This is a genomic window from Klebsiella sp. LTGPAF-6F, assembly GCF_001753185.1.
Taxonomy (GTDB): Bacteria; Pseudomonadota; Gammaproteobacteria; order Enterobacterales; family Enterobacteriaceae; genus Klebsiella; species Klebsiella michiganensis.
The window spans coordinates 4,915,257-4,934,306 of the sequence record NZ_CP017450.1 but is presented as its reverse complement, the minus strand read 5'-3'; the positions used below and the strand labels follow the sequence as shown (position 1 = coordinate 4,934,306).

The following is a 19,050-nucleotide window of genomic DNA, read 5'->3' as shown; positions in this document are numbered from 1 at the left end:
CGTATAGTAAATATTCAGGCACGCCGAAAATTTTAAAGGCAAAAATGCTGAATGCACCGCGATATTACAGAACCGCCAACCAGCCGCCGTCGACGTAAATAATCTGTCCGTTGATATAATCTGAGGCTTTCGAGGACAAGAAAACCGCAGTACCAATCAATTCTTCCGGGCGGCCCCAGCGCTGCGATGGGTTGCTGTTTTTCACCCAGCTATCAAACTGCTTATCTTCGATAAGGGCAGTATTCATATCGGTCAAAATATACCCTGGACCAATGGCGTTGCTCTGTATATTGAACTGTGCCCACTCCGCCGCCATGGAGCAGGTGAGCATTTTGATCCCCCCTTTTGCCGCCGTGTAGGGAGCGACGGTAGGCCGTGCAGCCTGGCTGGTTAGCGAACCAATATTGACAATTTTACCGCCGGACCGGCGGGCGATCATTCGTTTTGCCGCGGCGCGCGAGACCAGAAATGCGCTGGTCAGGTTGGTATCAATCACTTTTTGCCAGTTTTCCAGCTCCAGCTCTACCATCGGCTTGCGGTATTGAATCCCAGCGTTGTTTATCAAAATATCCACGTGAATGCCCTGTGCATCCAGTTTGCTAAAGGCTTTCTCAATCGCATCTTCGCTGGTGACGTCGAACGCCGCGCCGTGCGCGCTGTAGCCTTTACTTGCCAACACATCGACCGACTCTGCCAGCAGCGTTTCGCGAATATCGTTCAGTATCACTCTGGCGCCTGCCGCAGCGAGGCCTTCCGCATAGGCAAACCCCAGACCGCGCGCCGAACCGGTGACCAGAGCCGTTTTTCCCGTTAAATCGAATAATGCGCTCATTTTTATTTCCTCGCTTAATTTTACTTGTATGACGACTGTCTTATTTAAGCTTGATTTTTTGGTGAGGCAAAAGCAATAAGCTAAAAATAAATTTGCAATATAGATCACAAACACAACTCCTGTTTAAATGAGGTGTTTTATATAACTTATTGTATATATTGTTTTTTAATCTTTTTTGTTTGCTGGCATGATCGCGATCACAGAAATAAAGATTGAGGTTACGAGCCGCTAATCGTCGTGTTATAACAACGCAAAGTTGTAGGACAACTTACAAATGTGGCGATGATATTCGCTTACAGCATGGCAGGCAGTTAATTCTGTGAACTGAGGAGTTAAAGTGAGTAACCTGAAAATCACCAACGTGAAAACGATTCTGACGGCGCCCGGCGGCATTGATCTGGCGGTTGTGAAGGTCGAAACCAACGAGCCAGGCCTGTATGGCTTGGGCTGTGCGACGTTTACCCAGCGAATCTTCGCCGTGAAAAGCGCTATAGATGAATACATGGCGCCTTTTCTCATTGGCAAAGATCCCACGCGAATTGAAGATATCTGGCAGTCTGGCGCGGTCAGCGGCTACTGGCGCAGCGGACCGATTATGAACAACGCGCTATCCGGTGTGGATATGGCGCTGTGGGATATTAAAGGTAAGCTGGCGGGCATGCCGGTGTATGATTTGTTAGGCGGTAAATGCCGCGACGGCATTCCGCTGTATTGCCATACCGATGGCGGGGACGAAGTTGAAGTCGAGGACAATATCCGCGCCAGAATGGAAGAGGGATACCAGTACGTACGCTGTCAGATGGGGATGTACGGCGGCGCGGGTACCGACGATCTTAAGCTCATTGCGACCCAACTGGCGCGGGCGAAAAATATCCAACCGAAGCGTTCCCCGCGCAGCAAAACGCCGGGAATCTATTTTGACCCGGACGCTTATGCTAAAAGCGTTCCTCGCCTGTTTGACCATCTGCGCAACAAGCTGGGATTCGGTGTTGAGTTCATTCATGACGTGCATGAGCGCGTGACGCCGGTAACCGCAATTCATCTCGCCAAAACGCTTGAACAATATCAGCTCTTCTACCTTGAAGATCCTGTCGCCCCGGAAAATATCGACTGGCTTAAAATGCTCCGCCAGCAGGCCTCCACGCCGATCTCTATGGGGGAGCTGTTTGTGAATGTGAATGAGTGGAAACCCTTAATCGACAATAAGCTGATCGATTATATCCGCTGCCACGTCAGCACTATCGGCGGGATTACGCCAGCTAAGAAACTGGCGGTGTATAGCGAGTTTAACGGTGTGCGCACCGCATGGCATGGGCCTGGTGATATCTCACCGGTTGGGGTTTGCGCGAACATGCACCTTGATCTTAGCTCGCCCAACTTCGGTATTCAGGAGTACACGCCGATGAATGATGCCTTGCGCGATGTCTTCCCGGGATGCCCGGAGATAGACCACGGTTATGCCTACCTAAATAATAAACCGGGTCTGGGAATTGACCTTGATGAGGCCAAAGCGGCGAAGTATCCGTGCGAAGGTGGCATTCCGTCATGGACGATGGCGCGGACGCCGGATGGCACGGCTTCAAGACCGTAACCGGCTAATCACGAACGGAACGGACGTCAATGCCTTACTGACAACGTGCGCCCTTATGGAGTCCTCCGGGCGCGGCTGACGCCTTCGCCGGGCTACATACCGCACGAATTATAGCCCGACTAAGCGCAGCGCGAGCCGGGAAAGGATTATTGGCTGGCATCGGGCTATTCTGGCGCAACACTGCTATCAGTTCACGGCGCCAGATAGACCTGCGGAACGGCCGTATCGGGATGTTCCCCCATGCTGACCTCCGCGCCGTACCAGCGGCTGATAATCGGCTGCTGGATCACCTCCTGCGGCGTGCCCTCGGCTACCAGCTTCCCCTGATACAGCAGCAGAATCCGGTCGGCCCACAGCGCCGCGAGGTTCAGGTCGTGCAGCACTATGCAGACGTGCAGCCGGCTGCTGCGGGTCAGACGTTTGAGCAGGCGCAACAGGTGCTGCTGGTAATAGAGATCCAGCGCCGAAGTGGGCTCATCGAGAAACAGCCAGCCCTCGGGGGCGCCATCGCGCCACAGCTGTGCCAGACAGCGGGCCAGCTGCACCCGCTGCTGTTCGCCGCCGGAGAGGGAAGGGTAGCGTCTCCCGGCCAGATGATCGCAGCCGGTCTCTTCCATCACCCGGCGGATCATCTCCTCATTTGCTACGCCGCCCCACGGCGAACGGCCCATGGCGATAACCGTCTCAACCGGCCAGTCGGCGTGAAGCTGGGTACGCTGCAGCATCACCGCCCGCCGGCGGGAAAGCGTTTCTGCCGACCAGCTCTCCAGCGGACGGCCTTCCACCACCCGTTCGCCACCGTCGGGCGTTAAATAACCGGTCAACAGGCGCAGCAGGGTTGATTTACCGGCGCCGTTGGGGCCAATCAATGCCGTCATCCCACCGCCGCAGAGCTGGAGCGAAACATCATGAATAATCTGCCGGTTACCCAGACGCAGCGACAGCGAACGCGCGCTATAGCGGTTATCCATGGGGCTCTTTCTCCCGACGAAAAATCAGCCACAGAAACCACGGCGCGCCGAGTACGCTGGTCAACAGCCCGACCGGCATCTCGGCGGGGGCGGCAACGGTACGCGCCAGCGTGTCGGCCAGCAGCAGTAACATCGCGCCGCACAGCAGCGAACCGGGGACCAGGCCGCGATGGTCCGGCCCCAGCCACATCCGCATCAAATGCGGCACGACCAGACCGATAAAGCCGATAATGCCGCTAATAGCCACCGCCGACGCCACCAGCAATGCGCTGCACAGCAGCAGTAGCCGCTGCAGGGCGCGAACGTTGACGCCGAGGTAGTGCGCCTCTTCATCGCCCAGCTGCAGCAGGTTAAGCCGTGAAGCCATCGCCCACACCACGAGAGAGGCCGGGATCATCAGCGTGGCCGCCACCAGCAGCGTCGACCATTCCGCCTGCCCGAGGCTGCCCATCCCCCAAAGCGAAAGCTGGCGCAGCTGGGTATCGTTGCTGATCCACGCCAGTACCCCGACCAGCGCGCCGCACAGGGCGTTAATGGCGATGCCGACCAGCAGCAGGCGCGAAAGCGAGGCGTCTCCCGCCCGGCTGAGGATAAAAATCACCACCATCACCGCCATGCTGCCGATAAACGCCGCCAGCATCGGGGCGTACAGCGCCACGAGCAGCGGCACCGACAGAGGCAGCACCAGCCAGCAGGCGACCGCCAGCGCCGCGCCGCCGCTGATCCCTAACAGCCCCGGATCGGCGAGGGGGTTGCGAAACAGCCCCTGCATCACGCAGCCGGAGAGCGCCAGCGCGGCGCCGACCAGCAGCGCCAGCAGCACTCGCGGCAAACGAATGGTCAGCCAGATGTTTCTCAGGATCTCATCGCCGGAGGGCAGCAGGCTGGCCAACGGCAGACGCATGGCGCCCAGGGTCGTGGCTAACAGCGTCAGGACAATCAGCAGCAGCGTCATTAACCACAGATGACGGGCAGGGCGGGAGCGCATCAGGGCAGCAGCTCCGCTTTTTGCCGCAGCGCGAGCACCGCCTGCGGGGTGCGCGGACCAAAGCCGAGCAGGGCCATATCATCTATCACCAGTACCTGCTTATGGCGTCCCGCAGGCGTCTGCGCCAGCCCCGGCAGCTTCCAGAGCCCGGCTTCGCCGCCCATGCCTTTCAGCCCATCGGCGGAGATCACCACCAGGTCCGGCGTACTGGCGATAACGCCCTCTTGCGACATGCTGCGATAATGGTCGAAGCTCTGCATGGCATTTTGCAGCCCGGCCGCCCTGATTGCGCCATCCGCCGCGGTTTGTTTCCCGGCCACCATGGTATTCATGCCGCCGTGGCTGAGAATAAACAGCACCCGCTTGTTCACGGGCTGCGACGGAATTTGCGCGATCTGCTGATGAACCTTCTGGCGCAGGGCGTTACCTTCGCTCTGCTTACCAAGGGCGTCGGCAATCACGCCAATTTTTGCCTCGATTGCCGGCAGGTCGTAGCCGCCCGGGACGTTGATCACCTTAACCTTATTCTCTTCAACCTTTTTCAGCACCAGCGAGGGCTGCGCCTGGGCGCTGGCCAGCACCAGCGTCGGCCGCAGGGAGAGGATCCCCTCGGCGTTCAGCTGGCGGATATAGCCCACATCCGGCAGGCTCTGCGCGGCGGCAGGCCAGGTGCTGGTACTGTCTTTTGCCACCAGCTGCCGCTGGGCGTCGAGGGCGTAAACCACCTCCGTGACGTCGCCGCCGAGCGACACAATCCGCTCGGCGGCGGCGCTGGCCAACAGCGGAAACGCCGCAAGTAATATCAGCCAGTGCTTCATGCGAGTAGCCCTTCGGTGGTCAAACGATCGACCTGCGCACGCCACTGCGCCTGCTCCGGGTGGCCTTCGCTGCGTTGACCGAACAGCTGTGCGATCTGCGTGCCGTCTTTGGCGAACAGCTCGACGCTGGTGACGTGGCCGTCAGAGGTCGGTTTGCGGGTCACCCAGATCTCATCCACGCTCTCCTCGCGCAGATGCAGGGTAAACGCGGGGTTGAAGATATTCAGCCAGCCGCGCATCGGGGCGACCTTCTCCAGCGCGCCGGTGAAGATCTGCACGCAGCCGCGGTTGCCGACAAAAATCATGATCTCGTTGCCATCCTGGCGGATGGTTTCCAGCAGGCCCGGCAGCGTCTGGGTGTCAATCCGGCAGGCGAGGTCGTCGCTGACCAGACGGAAAGCCTGCTGGCGCGACAGGCTATATTTTCTCAGCAGGCCGAAGAACTGGTGAACGTCGGTCATGGCCCGCCATTCATTTTCCAGCGCCGCCGCGTCGGCGGAGTCGGCATATTTCAGCGGTTCGGCCGGGCGAATCGCCAGCGGGGCAGGCGATTGCTGCGTATGCCCGGCAATCAGCGCATCCCAGGCCGCCATGTCGGTATTGCCGGTGGTGTAAACCTTGAGCAACGCGTCGCCGTGCGGATCGAAGAACTGGATGCTCTGGCGGCCGTTGTCGTTCAGGCGAAAAGCGCTGGCCCACTGGCTGAGAAACAGGCGCAGATCGAGGGCGCGCGGATTAAGCACCAGCCCGGCGTGGCCGCTCAGATGCTGATGGGTAAATTCGCCGACCTGCTCATGCACCGCGTATTCGTTGCGGCAGATGCATTTGGTTTCCCCCACGGTTTCCAGCGCCGTCAGAATGGCGCGGGCGTCGTCCTGCAGACGTACGGCATCGTAGCCCAGGCGGGCTTCGGTCAGCTCGGCTTCGCTAATCCCCATTTCGGCGGCGATATCGCGGGCGTATTTCGCGGAGGATTGCGCTTTCGTGGTCAGATAGCGCTGCCACAGCGGGGTATGTTGCGGTTGGGTGTTTTGCATAATTCACATCCTTCTCTACGATGAGTTTCCCCGGCGCGCGGCCGGGGAGCAGGTTTCTTATTATTGGCCGGTCAGAAATCGACGTTCACGCCCAGCTGCCAGGTGCGGCCAGGCATCACCGCCAGCGCTCTGTCGTTGGCGTCCTGGTTCGTCGCCGTTTCGATATTGCGGCTGCTCAGATAATCCCAGTATTTACGATCGGTAATGTTGTATACGCCGCCGTTCACGCGCACGTTCTTCGCGACCTGCCAGTACGCGGTCCAGTCCAGCATGCCGTAGCCCGGAACGCGCATATATTCGCTGGTCGAATCGGTAATCGCGGAGCCGGAGTTGGTATAGCTTTCGCGGTTGGTGGCGGTGGCGCGCTTGCCCTTAACAAAGGTGGCGGTCAGCGCGGTGCCGTACACTTTTGCCGGATCGTCCCACGCCACGCCGACGATGGCCTTCATTGGCGCGACGCTATCGAGGTCGACGTACTTATCGCCGCTGTAGCTGGATTTCGATTGCCCTTCACTATAGCCGTAAGCGAGGGTGGCGCTCAGGCCGTTAACCTCTTCAAACCAGGTGCCAAAGTTGAATTTAGCGCTGATTTCGCCGCCGTAGATGTACGCTTTATCGCGGTTTTCCGCCTGGTAAATGGTGTAGATGTTCGACGGTACGTTAGTGAACTGCGTCGGATTATTGGCGCGGGTGTAGCGGGTATAGGCGATAAAGTTCTTATAGGTGTTGTAGAACAGCGCGGTGCGCATGGTGATGCCTTCCGCCACTTCGCCCTTCATCCCCCACTCAACGTTATCGCTGGTTTCGGTTTTCAGATCGGTGTTGCCGATCAGCGCATACTGGGCGCGTCCGGCGTAGCTGGAGCCGAGGTTCCACGAACCGTACAGCTGGCTGGCGTTCGGGAACTGCGCGCCGCGCTGATACTGCAGATAAGTCATCAGGCGCGGGGTGATATCGTACTGCAAGACCAGCGACGGCAGCGCCTGGGTATCAGCGTTCTTACCGTACAGATTTGACACGTCGGAACCGGTCAGCACGCTGCTGTTGTTGGCCAGATCGGAGACGTTTTCCGGTTTGGTCGACTGATGCATCACGCGAATGCCCGGGATAACCGCAAAGTTATGGCCGTCGAGGTCGAAGTTAATTTTGTCCTGCAGGAAGCCGGCGACGATATAGCCGCGGCTGTCGGCGTCCGGCTGCATAATCTGGCTATAGGCGCTCGGGGTTGGCGACTGGGTTAACGGCCGCTGGGTTTTCGTCGTGCTGGCGTTAAAACCGGCGCTCAGATCGTGGCGGCCTATCGATTTCGCCAGCGCGCTCTGAATCCCCCAGGTGTCGGTATCGTAGTCGGAGCTCACCGTTTGCATCGCGCGGGTGACGCTGTCCGGCATATATGTCCAGTCATGGGCCTCGGTATGCTGGTAGTAGACTTTGGTCGATACGCTGTCGATATAGTCGTTCATCGGCGTCCAGTCGTCTTTCAGGCTCAGGCCCCAGCGGCGGGTCTGGCTGGTCTGGTTTGACGTACCGATAACGCTGTTGCCGCTGGAGTCCCAGGCGTCGTAATGCGTGTGGTTCGTTTTATGGTAATAATCGAAGGTGCTGGTGAACTTATGTTCGTCATTCGGCTGCCAGATCCCGGAGGCCATAAAGGCGTCCGAGTGCCAGTTTGCCGGATAGGAATCAACGGTCCCGCTGTTATTTTCCGTCTCCTGACCGTCGCGACGGCTGTAGACGAAGATCCCGCGCAGGGTCTCGTCGCCGCCGGCAATGGTGACGCCGTTGTGCCAGCTGCGATCGGACGAGTCGTAGCCGCTGCGGTAGCCGAAGGCGCTGGTTTTGCCCGGATGCAGGTAGTCATCCGCGGATTTCGGGCGGAAAGAGACGTTGCCGCCGATGGCGCTGTTAGCGGTTTCCGTTGATGTCGCCCCGGACTGAATATCGATGCTGCCGTACATATAGGGGTCAATATAGTCGCGGCCCATACCGAAGGTATTAAGGCCCGCGCGGCTGGCGTAGCTGCGCCCGGTGGCGTTCGGCTGGGCGATGCCGTCGACATCGATCCCGACGCGGTTGCTCTCCATGCCGCGTATGTTGTAGCCGGTATAGCCGCCGCGGTCGAAGCCGCTTTTGCCGTTGCCGGAACCGCCGCTGGCGCCGGTGGCGCTAATGAGCGGCTCGTAGCGCATGATCGAGCCAAAGTCGTTGGCCCCTTTATCCTGCAGCTCCTGAGCGCCGATCGAATGTTCGCTGCCCGCTTTCAGCAACGGCGCCGGCGCGGTAACGGTCATCCGTTCCGAGCTGTCATCAGTCGATGCGCTGCTGGTGGTTTTCGCGGTGGTATCAGCCGCCCCGGCGGAAGTCTGATAAATTGCTGTAAGCAAAGAAGTCACCAGCAGGCTTTTCTTGAACCATGCTGTTGATTGAGTGGAGTTATACATAGTAGCCACGCCTTAATCATTATTAGTATTGGCTCACGCGTTACTTCCAGAGTGCAGGTGTGTCCCGTTATTCCGTTACTGGACGTTTTTTCTCCATGCTTGTTGATTGCGAATGGTAATGATAGGTATTATCGTTTGCAACAAAATAATCATGTATTCTTCAATTAATCTGCAAGTTGTTTACAATTTGCCCTTTTACCGACAGCGAGAAGCCGATGAGCCATAAAGCCGCGATTACCATCACCTACTGTTCGCAGTGCAACTGGATGCTGCGCGCCAGCTGGATGGCACAGGAACTGCTGCACAGCTTTAGCACCGATATCGCTTCGGTCACGCTGGTTCCGGGAACCGGCGGGATCTTCGTGGTGGCCGTTGATGATGTGCAAATCTGGGAGCGCAAGCAGGATGGCGGTTTCCCCGACGCGGCGGAGCTCAAGCGCCGGGTGCGCGATGTGTGCTTCCCGGAAAAACCGCTGGGGCACGTGGATAAACCGGCATAATCCTCAGGGAGTATGGGGCTGCATCGTCCTCTCTGAATGTGTATTATGAATGCATCTTTATCGGGGGGAACAGGCGATGGCGGGCAAACGTATTGCGCGGGAAAAAAAGACCATTAGCAGCATGATTGCGCTCTACCAGCGCCGCTGCCCGGATGCCCGCGACGACGCCGAACACTATCAGGCGCTCAACGGCTATGCCGACAAGCGGCTGGATAAGTGCGTATTTGGCGAAGAAAAGCCCGCCTGCAAGCAGTGCCCGGTGCACTGCTATCAGCCCGCGAAACGCGAAGAGATGAAGCAGATTATGCGCTGGGCGGGGCCGCGGATGCTCTGGCGGCACCCGATCCTGACGATTCGCCACCTGATCGATGACAAACGCCCGGTGCCGGAGTTACCGGAAAAGTATCGGCCCAAAAAGCCGCAATAAACTCCCCGGCTCGCGCGGCGCTTAGCCGGGCTACAATTCGTGCGGTCTGTAGCCCGGGTAAGGCGTCAGCCGCGACCCGGGGCTTCGCCGGAACGAGCCGTGGTCTGACTATCGCGAACCGACGTCCAGACAAACGTGATAACGAACAGGACGGTAAACAGCACCACAATGGTCGGCGCCGGGGCGCTGTCGAGATAAAACGACAGCCACACGCCGCCCAGCGAACAGCTTAACGCTATCGCCACCGCCAGCAGCAGGGCGCTGACAAAACGCCGCGTCAGCAGCAGAGCGATCGCCCCCGGCGCTATCAGCAGCGAAATCGACAAAATGATCCCCACCGCTTTCAGCGTCGCCACGATGGTCAGCGCAATCATGCACAGCAGCCCATAATGCAGCAGCCCGCAGCGCAATCCGCTGGCCTTCGCCTGCTGCGGATCAAAGGCGTGCAGCAGAAAATCACGCCACTTAAGCCCGATTATCAGCGCAATCGCCAGCGCGATCAGCGACGTTTGCGCAATATCGCTGGCGGAAATACCCAGCATGTCGCCAAACAGAATATGATCGAGATGGACCTCCGACTGAATCGACACGTACAGCACCAGGCCCGCGCCAAACATCCCGGAAAAGACGATGCCCATGATCGTATCGCGCTTAATGCGGCTGTTATCGTCGAGATAACCGGTGGCGATGGCGCAGAACAACCCGGCGATAAACGCGCCGATGGCGAAGGGGATACCGAGGATATACGCCACCACCACGCCCGGAAAAACCGCGTGGCTCATGGCATCGCCCATCAGCGCCCAGCCCTTGAGCACCAAAAACACCGACAGCAGCGCGCAGGGGACGGCAACGATCGCCGCCACCAGTATGGCGTTGACCATAAAGGAGAACTGGAAAGGTTCAATCAGCGCGCTCAGCATGAGGCCTCCCTGGCGCGGCGACGGCTGGCGAGCAGGCCGTGCTTCGGCGCGAAAACAAAAGCGGCTAAAAACAGCAGCGTCTGGGCGACGACGATAATCCCCCCGGTCGCCCCGTCCAGATAGTAGCTCAGCCACGCGCCGAAAAAGCTGGTCAGGCTGCCAATCGCGACGGCAATCGCCAGCAGGCGCGGGAAGCGGTCGGTCAACAGCCAGGCGGTGGCCCCGGGCGTCACCACCAGGCAAATCACCAGAAACGCGCCGACGGTCTGCAGCGCCGCCACGGTACAGGCCGCCAGCAGGGTAAAGAACAGCAGCTTCAGCGCGGTGGTATTCAGGCCAATGGAACGAGCGTGGTTCTCATCGAAAAAGGTCACCATCAGGTCTTTCCACTTCAGCAGCAGAATCGCCATCGAAATAGAGCCAATCGCCGCCAGCTGGATAATATCCTCCGGGGCGATGGCCAGAATATTGCCGAGAATAATGGTCTGGATATTCACCGAAGTGGGGTTCAGCGACACCATAAACAGGCCAATACCGAAAAAAGAGGAGAAGATCAGGCCGATAATCGCGTCTTCCTTCAGCTTCGAACGCTGGTTAAGAAACAGCATGCTGCCCGCCGCCAGGCCGCCGGAAAGAAACGCCCCCAGCGCGAAGGGCAGACCGAGCATATAAGCGCCCGCCACGCCGGGCACGATGGAGTGGGAGAGGGCGTCGCCAATCAGCGACCAGCCTTTAAGCATCAGGTAGCAGGAGAGAAACGCGCACACCCCGCCCACCAGCGCCGAGACCCACATCGCGTTCAGCATATAGTGATAACCAAACGGCTCCAGTAGCCAGCTCATCTTTCGCCTCCCGCCGCCCGACGGCTGATAAACGGCCGCTCATCGTCGGTGATAATCCGCTCTTCCGCGCCGCTCAGCACCACGTGGCGCAGCACGCCGCTAAACGCCAGTTCGAGGTTTTCGGCGGTAAAGGTGCTTTCCGTCGGGCCGCTGGCCAGCACGGTGCCTTTGACCATCACCGTGTAGTCGCAGAACTCGCTTACCGAGCCGAGGTTATGGGTGGAAACCAGCATGGTGCAGCCTTCGTCGCGCAGTTCCCGCAGCAGCTCGATGATGCGCGCTTCGGTCTGCACGTCGACGCCGGTAAAGGGTTCATCCAGCAGAATGACTTTTCCCTGCTGAGCGATAGCGCGGGCCAGAAACACGCGCTTTTTCTGCCCGCCGGAGAGTTCGCCGATCTGGCGGTGGCGGTACTCGCTCATGCCGACCCGCGCCAGGGCGGCGTCGACAATCTCATGGTCGCGCGGTTTGGCCCGCCGTAGCCAGCCCATATGGCCATAGCGCCCCATCATCACCACATCTTCCACCAGCACCGGGAAGGACCAGTCCACCTCTTCCGCCTGCGGAACGTAGGCGACGAGGTTCTGCCGCAGGGCGCGATTAACCGGCTGACCGAGAATCGCGATATCGCCTTTTCCGACGCGCACAAAGCCCATCAGCGCTTTAAACAGCGTCGATTTTCCCGAGCCGTTCACCCCGACCAGCGCCGCGATGGCGCTGCGCGGGACGCTAAACGAAGCATCGCGCAGCGCGGTATGACCGTTGCGGTAGGTGACGCTGACGTTGTTGACCGCGAGGCCCGGCAGCTCGTGACTCATGCCTGTTTCCTTAGTCCGTCGTTGATGCCCTGGACGATGGTTTGGGTGGTAACGCGCAGCAGGTCGAGATAGGTCGGCACCGGGCCATCGGCGGCGCTCAGAGAGTCGACGTACAGGACGCCGCCGTAGTGGGCGCCGGCCTCCCGGGCCACCTGACGCGCCGGTTTATCAGAGATGGTGCTTTCGCTAAAGATAGTCGGGATCCGCTCTTTCTTCATGGTGTCGATGGTTTTGCGCACCTGCTGCGGGGTGCCCTGCTGGTCGGCGTTTATCGGCCACAGATAGCGCTCCTGGAGGCCGTTATCGCGGGCCAGATAGGAGAACGCGCCCTCGCTGGTCACCAGCCAGCGCTTATCCTGCGGCAGCTTCGCCAGTTCCGCCTTCAGCGGCGCCATGGTCTGGCGGATCTTCTCTTTGTAGGCTTCGGCGTTGTGGCGATAGGCGTCGGCGTTCGCAGGATCGTATTTCACCAGCGCGTCGCGAATATTATCGACGTAGATCAGCGCATTGTCCGCCGACATCCACGCGTGCGGGTTGGGTTTGCCGCTATACGGCCCTTCGCTGATGCCCATCGGCTGAATGCCGTTGCTGACCACCACTTCCGGTACGCCGTTTAAGTGCTGATAAAAGCGGGCGAACCACAGTTCAAGGTTCAGGCCGTTGGCGAGGATCAGCTGCGCGCCCTGCGCGCGTTTGATATCCCCGGGGGTCGGCTGATATTCATGGATCTCGGCCCCCGGTTTGGTGATGGAGCTGACGTCGGCGGCGTCGCCCGCGACGTTTTGCGCCATATCGGCGATCACCGTGAAGGTGGTAATCACTTTAAATTTCTCTTTTGCCTGGACGGGGGCGACGGCCAGCAGCGCCAGCGTGGCGGCAAACATCAGATGCTTCAGGGGTGGCAGGTGCAGCATAAGGTCCCTCACAACGTTGCGGTTAATTAATCATCATTTATAGCCATTGCTATGTTATATAGCACAAGCTATTTATAAATGAAAATAATTCTTATTTAGATGTGAGGCGAATGATTAGCGTGCGAACCCGCGGCGGGAGAGGAAAAGGCCCGGCCACGCGGAAGGCCGGACGCTGAAATCAGGAGAGATCGGCCACCGACTGGCGGGGGATCAGGCGGCCCGCCAGCGTGCGCCCTTCAGGAGAGAAGGTGGGGCGCTCGTCTATCAGGTTGCGGATACGCTGCAGGCAGTTCTCCATCAGCTGCTCCAGCGGCCAGGAGATACAGGTCAGCGGCGGATTGAGCAGCGAGGCGAGGGGAGAATCTTCCAGGCTCAGCAGCGAGACCTCTTGCGGTACGGCAACGTTGAACTCGCGCAGCAGGCGCATCGCTTCGGCGGCGTAGCGGTCCCGTTTCACGATAATCACCGAGTATTTGCTGAAGCTGTTAATCAGCGTCAGCAGCGCCTGTTCAACGTTATCGTTGGCCGCCAGCATCAGCTGCCGGTTAAAAGGGATGGAGTAGTTTTGCAGGACGTTGCGATAGCCTTCGAGCATCTGGCGGCTGGCGTCATCGCTGTCGTTATCAACGAGCAGCGCGATATTGCGATGGCCCTTGCCGATCACGTAGCGGCAGGCGCTTTCGGTGGCAAAAGCGTAGTCGTAGCCCTGATTATTGACCCCGGCAATGCTGAAGCGGTCAAAGGAGATCACGTTGCGCGGCGCATCCGCCGGGACGGCGCCGAGCACCACCACCGCCACGCACTGGCGCTGTAAATCGTCGACGACCGCCGCCTGTTCCGCCGCATCCGTGACGTACTGAACTATCAGGTTTTTATTCAGCCCCTTCAGCGCTAGCGAGAGCATCGGCAGCAGGCGCGCGCCGCTGCTGTCATCGTTCGCCGGGATCACCAGCCCCACGTGATTAGATGTCTGACTGGCGAGGTTTTGCGCGGCAAAGCTCGGGCGGTAGTTAAGTTCCTCTACCGCGCGCAGCACCGCTTCCCGGCTCTCTTCGCGCACGCCCCGCGTGCCGGTCAGCACGCGGGATACCGTCGCTCGGGAGACATTCGCTAATCTTGAAACATCATCAATGGTTGGCATGGCATTTTCTGTCTGAATATTTTCGCCTAGCTTAGCATACCTGCTGAAAAAAGTGTCTACCGCCGACCGGCTTCAGCGTCGGCCAGAACCGGCAGCCAGGCCGCGCCGCGTACGCCGCTGGCGTCGCCGAAGCGGGCCTGTTTGATCTGCGTTCGGCAGCTGTCGGAAAAGAGATACGGGACAATCGCCGACGGCAGCTGCTCATAGATTTGCCCGACGTTGGAGAGCCCGCCGCCCAGTACAATCACCTGCGGATCGAGGATATTGATTACCGACGCCAGGCTACGGCCGAAAGCGTCAATAAAATGCCGCCAGTGGGCCAGCGCCTGCGGTTCGCCGTTTTGCGCGGCGGCGATAATCGCTTCCGCAGGCGCCTGCTCGCCGTAGCGGCGGGCAAAGCCGGTACCGGAGATAAAGCTTTCGATGCAGTTCTCTTTGCCGCAGTAGCAGGGCTGCGCCGGGCCGTCGCGCTCGGGGCAATAGCCCGGCAGAGGATTGTGTCCCCATTCGCCAGCGATGGCGTTAGGCCCGCTGAGCAGCCGTTGGTTCACCGCGACGCCGCCGCCGCAGCCGGTACCGATGATAACGCCGAATACGGTCGTTGCCCCCGCGCCCGCGCCGTCTACCGCCTCAGAGAGGGTGAAGCAGTCGGCATCGTTCGCCATCCATACCGGTTGACCGAGCTCCCGCATCAGGTCATGACGCAGGTCGTGGCCGTTGAGCACCAGACAGTTACAGTTTTTAATCAGGCCGCTTTGCGGGTCGATAGCCCCCGGCAGGCCGATGCCCAGAGTAAACGGCCGTTCGCTCCAGTCGCGGACGGTCGCAATCAGTCCGAGCAGCTGCTGCATAAACGCCTGATAGCTCTCTTTATGCGTCGGACGGCGCTGGCGATAGACGCATTCGCCCGCCGCGTTGAGCAGGACGGCTTCCATTTTGGTGCCGCCAATGTCTAAACCCAGATGTAGCATGGTTGTCCTTAATTGTGGTCGACGGTTTCCCGGGCCGCTACGCGTGCAGTCCAGGTAGCCCGGCTAAGCGCAGCGCGAGCCGGGAAGTCAGTCAGCCAGGTGACATGAGAATCTACCGTTTTCCCGGGTTGCGGCGTCAACGCCTTACCCGGGCTACGTCATCTCCTCTCCCCCGGGGAGGGGGAACTCTACGCGTGCAGCGGTCGCGAGCGGTAAATGGCGATCAGTTCGCCGATCAGCTCTTTCGCCAGAATCGAGGTCATCAGATGATCCTGAGCGTGAACCATCACCAGAGTCATTTTGGTTTTACCCTCGCCTTCGTCGGCCTCAATCAGCTGGGTCTGTACCAAATGCGCCTCGCGGGCAAAATGCGCCGCTTCTTTCATTTTTTCGTCGGCGGCGGCGAAATCACCCGCTTTAGCACAGCTCAGCGCTTCGTAACAGAGACTACGCGACTGCCCGGCGTTGATGATGATACCCATTACCTGTTCTTCTAATTCCATGACAAACCTCTGAATAGTATGAATTATGCGGACTGCGGCGCGCTTTCGGCCTGGGCCGCCGCGTTAGCGTGCTCCTGCTCCAGCAGCTGTTTTTCGTAGGCTTTGAGGAACGGCAGATACATCACCATCGCCGTCGCCATGCAAATCAGGCACATGATCACCGGGCTAAAGCTCCAGTTCGCCGCCCACGAGGCGCCGATAGGGGCCGGCGTCGTCCACGGCGTCATCGACACCACGCGGCTCACCAGGTCCAGCTTCAGCGCAAAGTAGGCCAGGGTTGCGTTGATCATCGGCACCAGCACGAACGGCAGGAAGAACAGCGGATTCATAATGATCGGCGCGCCGAACAGAATCGGTTCGTTGATGTTAAATACGCCCGGCACCACGCCCATCCGGCCAATCGTCCGCAGATGTACCGCCTTACTGCGCAGCAGCATCAAAGCCAGCGGCAGGGTGGAGCCGACGCCGCCGATCAGCAGATAGTGATCCCAGAAGCCCTGGACATAGATATGCGGAATCGCGGTGCCTGCGGCCATCGCCGCCTGGTTGATCGACAGGTTCGCCATCCAGAACGGATTCATAATCCCGGTGACGATCAGCGCCCCGTGAATGCCGGCAAACCACAGCACCTGGCACACCAGCACCGACAGCAGAATCGCCGGTAGGGTATCGGACGCCGCCACCAGCGGTTTCACCAGCGACATGATCGCTTCCGGGATGATCATGCCCAGCTGCGCTTCGATAAACAGATTCAGCGGATGCAGCGTCAGCACGATCGCCAGCACCGGGATCAGGATCTCAAACGAGCGCGCCACGCCCGCCGGCACTTCAGGCGGCAGACGGATCGTAATATTGTGGCGCTTGAGGAAGGCGTACAGCTCGGTAGAGTAAATCGCCACCAGAATTGCGGTGAAGATCCCCTGGCCGGAGAAGTAGGCGGTGGAGATCTGGCCATCTTTCAGCGGCGCGGCCACCAGCAGGAACGACATCAGCGACAGCATCCCGGCGGTCAGCGAGTCCAGATTGTGGTGCTTCGCCAGGCTGGCGGCGATCCCGACGGCGATAAACAGCGTCATCACCCCCATGCTGAAGTTAAACGGCAGCATCAGCGCATCGCGATGATCGAGCGAAAATTGCAGCCAGGCGCGGGCAAAGCCCCACGTCGTATCCGGGGAAAACGGCGGGAAGATAAAGACCAGCAAAAACGAGCCGACGATCATAAAGGGCAGGGCGGTAATAAAACCGTCGCGGATGGAGGTGACGTATTTTTGTTGGCCGATCGCCCCCGCCATAGGCGTGATCTTCTGTTCAATCACGGCGATCAGCTTCGCGTACAGAGAGCTCATGATCTTTCCTTAGTTTTTGTTATCGATAAGGGAAAGCGCGAAATCCAGTACGGCGCCGCCTTTCTGCATGCCGTAATCCATCATGTTGATGGGTTCCACGCGGATACCGTATTTATCAGCCTGCTTTTGCAGATCTTTCTGCATGTATTTCACCTGCGGCCCCAGCAGGACCACCTGGTAATGGCCGACCTGTTGATCGAATTCCGCGACGCCAAAGGCGTTGATCTCCACCGGCAGACCGCGCTGCTCGGCTTCGGCGATCATTTTTTTCACCAGCAGGCTGGTGGACATGCCCGCGGAACAGCACAACATTATCTTTTTCATATATCGCTCCTGATGAGATGGATGCGCCGACTATAGTCATAACGGATATAAAACGGAAAGCGCTTTCCGTTTGTGGATTTATTTATTGTGACCACGATCACCTATGGCGGGCTTTTACTTTACCCGGGAGTGCGCGATCATCCTGGCGACACCTCTATTCTTAAAGGCAGGATTATGAACATTCAGTTGATGAATGTTGCCGTCGATATCATCGAGCAGCGGCTGGCGCCGCTGGCCAACGTTCTGACGCGCAATAACCACATTACGGCGATGCGCGACAGCTTTGCGCTGGCGATGCCGTTTGTGATTGTGGGAAGTTTGCTGGTGCCGATTTTGTTTCCGCCCGTTTCCATTAACGGCGCATCGGCTTTCGGCCAGTTCTATTTCCAGCTGCGGCCCATTCTGCTGCCAACCTTTGAATTGACTATCGGGCTGGTGGCGCTGATTGTGGCCTTCGGCGCCAGCGCCAGCCTTGCCAAGCAGTACCGGCTGCCGGAGCGGCTCTGCGGGCTGACCGGCTGCCTGGCGTTTTTGCTGTTTATCGGCTTTCGCGACAACGGCGCGACCAATATTTTCCTCGGCGGAATGGGGATTTTTACCGCGCTGATTTCAAGCACTTACTCTATTGAAATCGTGCGCTTTTTCTATAAGAAAGGCTGGTGCATCCGCTTGCCGGAAGAGGTGCCGGTGATGACCCGCAACGGCTTTCAGCTGCTGATCCCGCTGCTGGTGGTGATGCTCTCTATTAGCGTCATCAACGCGCTGCTGCTGCAGAGCACCGGGCGCATTTTACCGGAGCTGATTAGCGAAGCGGTGCGGCCGCTGGTGGTGGCCTCCGATACCCTAACTGCGGTATTAATTTCTTTATTTATCTGCAACCTGCTTTGGTTTGTCGGCATTCACGGCGCGCTGATTATCACCGGGATTATGAACCCGTTCTGGATGACCTATCTGTTTGAAAACCAGCAGGCGCTGGCCGCCGGTTCCGCTACGCTGCCGCATATCTACCTGCAGGGATTCTGGGATTTCTACCTGCTGATCGGCGGTATCGGCTCGACGCTGCCGCTGGTGTTTATGGCGATGCGCAGCCGTTCGCGGCAGCTGAAAAGCGTGGGGAAAATTGGCCTGCTGCCCTCGCTGTTTAACATCAATGAGCCGATATTGTTCGGCTTTCCGATTATCATGAACCCGGTTTTCCTGCTGCCGTTTCTTTTTGTGCCGCTGATAAATGCCTGTATCGCCTGGTATTTAACCCATCTTGGGGTTCTCGATCGGGCGGTGGCGATGCTGCCGTGGTCGATGCCGGCGCCGCTCGGCGCGGCGTGGTCAGCCAACGGCAGCTGGAAAAACCTCTGCATGTGCCTGTTCGCCATTTTTAATGCCTGGATGCTCTATCGCCCGTTCTTCAAGGTCTATGAACGGCAGCTCGCCGATGCCGAACGCTAAGCTTTTCGCCTGCCTGCCACAGCCCGCCGCGCGCGGGCTTTTTTATTTCCGCTTAAAGACGTGATCTAAATCACGAATATTTGCCCGCTATCGTTAAATTTGTGAACTCATCCGGCAATTACGGAAAGCGTTTTCCATTAACGGATGTACATTTCCAGTTTTGATCCGTAAATTTCCTCCCGTTCTCAGGCAGTGTTAATAAAAAAATAACCAAGGATAA

At 58.7% G+C, this 19,050-nt stretch carries 19 protein-coding genes; 4 read left to right on the top strand and 15 right to left on the bottom strand.

What is annotated here, in order from left to right; translation table 11 throughout:
* Positions 1–64: 64 nt before the first annotated feature.
* Positions 65–832 (bottom strand): SDR family oxidoreductase, encoded by a 768-nt coding sequence (locus tag BJF97_RS23040; RefSeq protein ID WP_032694641.1) that lies wholly within the window; start codon positions 830–832, stop codon positions 65–67.
* Positions 833–1,169: 337 nt separating this feature from the next.
* On the opposite strand from BJF97_RS23040, the gene BJF97_RS23035 reads away from it, so the two are divergent.
* On the top strand, positions 1,170–2,423 hold the full coding sequence (locus tag BJF97_RS23035) for an enolase C-terminal domain-like protein (protein ID WP_014226554.1): 1,254 nt from the start codon (positions 1,170–1,172) through the stop codon (positions 2,421–2,423).
* A gap of 191 nt (positions 2,424–2,614) precedes the next feature.
* On the opposite strand, the gene BJF97_RS23030 is transcribed toward BJF97_RS23035, so the two are convergent.
* The 5 genes from BJF97_RS23030 to BJF97_RS23010 form a co-directional block, all read right to left on the bottom strand.
* Positions 2,615–3,394, bottom strand: a complete 780-nt coding sequence (locus tag BJF97_RS23030; RefSeq protein WP_032694640.1) for a heme ABC transporter ATP-binding protein — start codon at positions 3,392–3,394, stop codon at positions 2,615–2,617.
* Positions 3,387–4,382, bottom strand: a complete 996-nt coding sequence (locus tag BJF97_RS23025) for a FecCD family ABC transporter permease (protein WP_032694639.1) — start codon at positions 4,380–4,382, stop codon at positions 3,387–3,389. The genes BJF97_RS23030 and BJF97_RS23025 overlap by 8 nt, the downstream gene beginning before the upstream one ends.
* The gene (locus BJF97_RS23020) at positions 4,382–5,200 is read right to left on the bottom strand and encodes a heme/hemin ABC transporter substrate-binding protein (protein WP_032694638.1); all 819 of its coding nucleotides are present in this window, start codon (positions 5,198–5,200) and stop codon (positions 4,382–4,384) included. The genes BJF97_RS23025 and BJF97_RS23020 overlap by 1 nt, the downstream gene beginning before the upstream one ends.
* A complete protein-coding gene (locus tag BJF97_RS23015; protein WP_014226550.1) occupies positions 5,197–6,237 on the bottom strand; it encodes a hemin-degrading factor in 1,041 nt (346 codons plus the stop codon). Before BJF97_RS23015 ends, BJF97_RS23020 begins: the two co-directional genes overlap by 4 nt.
* 71 nt (positions 6,238–6,308) lie before the next feature.
* Complete coding sequence (locus BJF97_RS23010; protein WP_032694637.1) at positions 6,309–8,678, bottom strand: TonB-dependent receptor domain-containing protein; 2,370 nt, start codon at positions 8,676–8,678, stop codon at positions 6,309–6,311.
* 215 nt (positions 8,679–8,893) lie between these two features.
* Between BJF97_RS23010 and BJF97_RS23005 the strand changes: the two genes are divergently transcribed.
* Positions 8,894–9,178, top strand: a complete 285-nt coding sequence (locus BJF97_RS23005) for a SelT/SelW/SelH family protein (protein ID WP_004853555.1) — start codon at positions 8,894–8,896, stop codon at positions 9,176–9,178.
* A gap of 76 nt (positions 9,179–9,254) precedes the next feature.
* On the top strand, positions 9,255–9,605 hold the full coding sequence (locus BJF97_RS23000; RefSeq protein WP_014226548.1) for a nitrous oxide-stimulated promoter family protein: 351 nt from the start codon (positions 9,255–9,257) through the stop codon (positions 9,603–9,605).
* A gap of 65 nt (positions 9,606–9,670) precedes the next feature.
* Here BJF97_RS23000 and sitD read toward each other — a convergent pair whose 3' ends face one another.
* The 9 genes from sitD to BJF97_RS22955 form a co-directional block, all read right to left on the bottom strand.
* Positions 9,671–10,525 carry an iron/manganese ABC transporter permease subunit SitD gene (sitD, locus tag BJF97_RS22995; RefSeq protein ID WP_032694636.1) on the bottom strand — a complete coding sequence of 285 codons (855 nt, stop codon included), beginning with the start codon at positions 10,523–10,525 and terminating at the stop codon, positions 9,671–9,673.
* On the bottom strand, positions 10,519–11,367 hold the full coding sequence (sitC, locus tag BJF97_RS22990; RefSeq protein WP_014226546.1) for an iron/manganese ABC transporter permease subunit SitC: 849 nt from the start codon (positions 11,365–11,367) through the stop codon (positions 10,519–10,521). The genes sitD and sitC overlap by 7 nt, the downstream gene beginning before the upstream one ends.
* Positions 11,364–12,185: a manganese/iron ABC transporter ATP-binding protein gene (locus tag BJF97_RS22985; RefSeq protein WP_014226545.1), complete on the bottom strand. Its 822-nt coding sequence runs from the start codon at positions 12,183–12,185 to the stop codon at positions 11,364–11,366. Before BJF97_RS22985 ends, sitC begins: the two co-directional genes overlap by 4 nt.
* On the bottom strand, positions 12,182–13,099 hold the full coding sequence (locus BJF97_RS22980; RefSeq protein ID WP_032694635.1) for a metal ABC transporter substrate-binding protein: 918 nt from the start codon (positions 13,097–13,099) through the stop codon (positions 12,182–12,184). Before BJF97_RS22980 ends, BJF97_RS22985 begins: the two co-directional genes overlap by 4 nt.
* A gap of 178 nt (positions 13,100–13,277) precedes the next feature.
* Positions 13,278–14,240 (bottom strand): LacI family DNA-binding transcriptional regulator, encoded by a 963-nt coding sequence (locus tag BJF97_RS22975; protein ID WP_004124158.1) that lies wholly within the window; start codon positions 14,238–14,240, stop codon positions 13,278–13,280.
* Between the two features lie 56 nt (positions 14,241–14,296).
* Positions 14,297–15,211 (bottom strand): ROK family protein, encoded by a 915-nt coding sequence (locus BJF97_RS22970; protein WP_014839329.1) that lies wholly within the window; start codon positions 15,209–15,211, stop codon positions 14,297–14,299.
* Between the two features lie 188 nt (positions 15,212–15,399).
* The gene (locus tag BJF97_RS22965) at positions 15,400–15,714 is read right to left on the bottom strand and encodes a PTS lactose/cellobiose transporter subunit IIA (protein WP_014226542.1); all 315 of its coding nucleotides are present in this window, start codon (positions 15,712–15,714) and stop codon (positions 15,400–15,402) included.
* A 23-nt stretch (positions 15,715–15,737) separates the two neighbouring features.
* Positions 15,738–17,060: a PTS cellobiose transporter subunit IIC gene (locus tag BJF97_RS22960; protein ID WP_004134311.1), complete on the bottom strand. Its 1,323-nt coding sequence runs from the start codon at positions 17,058–17,060 to the stop codon at positions 15,738–15,740.
* A 9-nt stretch (positions 17,061–17,069) separates the two neighbouring features.
* Positions 17,070–17,384, bottom strand: coding sequence for a PTS sugar transporter subunit IIB (locus BJF97_RS22955; RefSeq protein WP_004104871.1), 315 nt, complete (start codon positions 17,382–17,384; stop codon positions 17,070–17,072).
* Positions 17,385–17,558: 174 nt separating this feature from the next.
* On the opposite strand from BJF97_RS22955, the gene BJF97_RS22950 reads away from it, so the two are divergent.
* Positions 17,559–18,830: a PTS sugar transporter subunit IIC gene (locus BJF97_RS22950; RefSeq protein WP_025106460.1), complete on the top strand. Its 1,272-nt coding sequence runs from the start codon at positions 17,559–17,561 to the stop codon at positions 18,828–18,830.
* Positions 18,831–19,050: the final 220 nt, after the last annotated feature.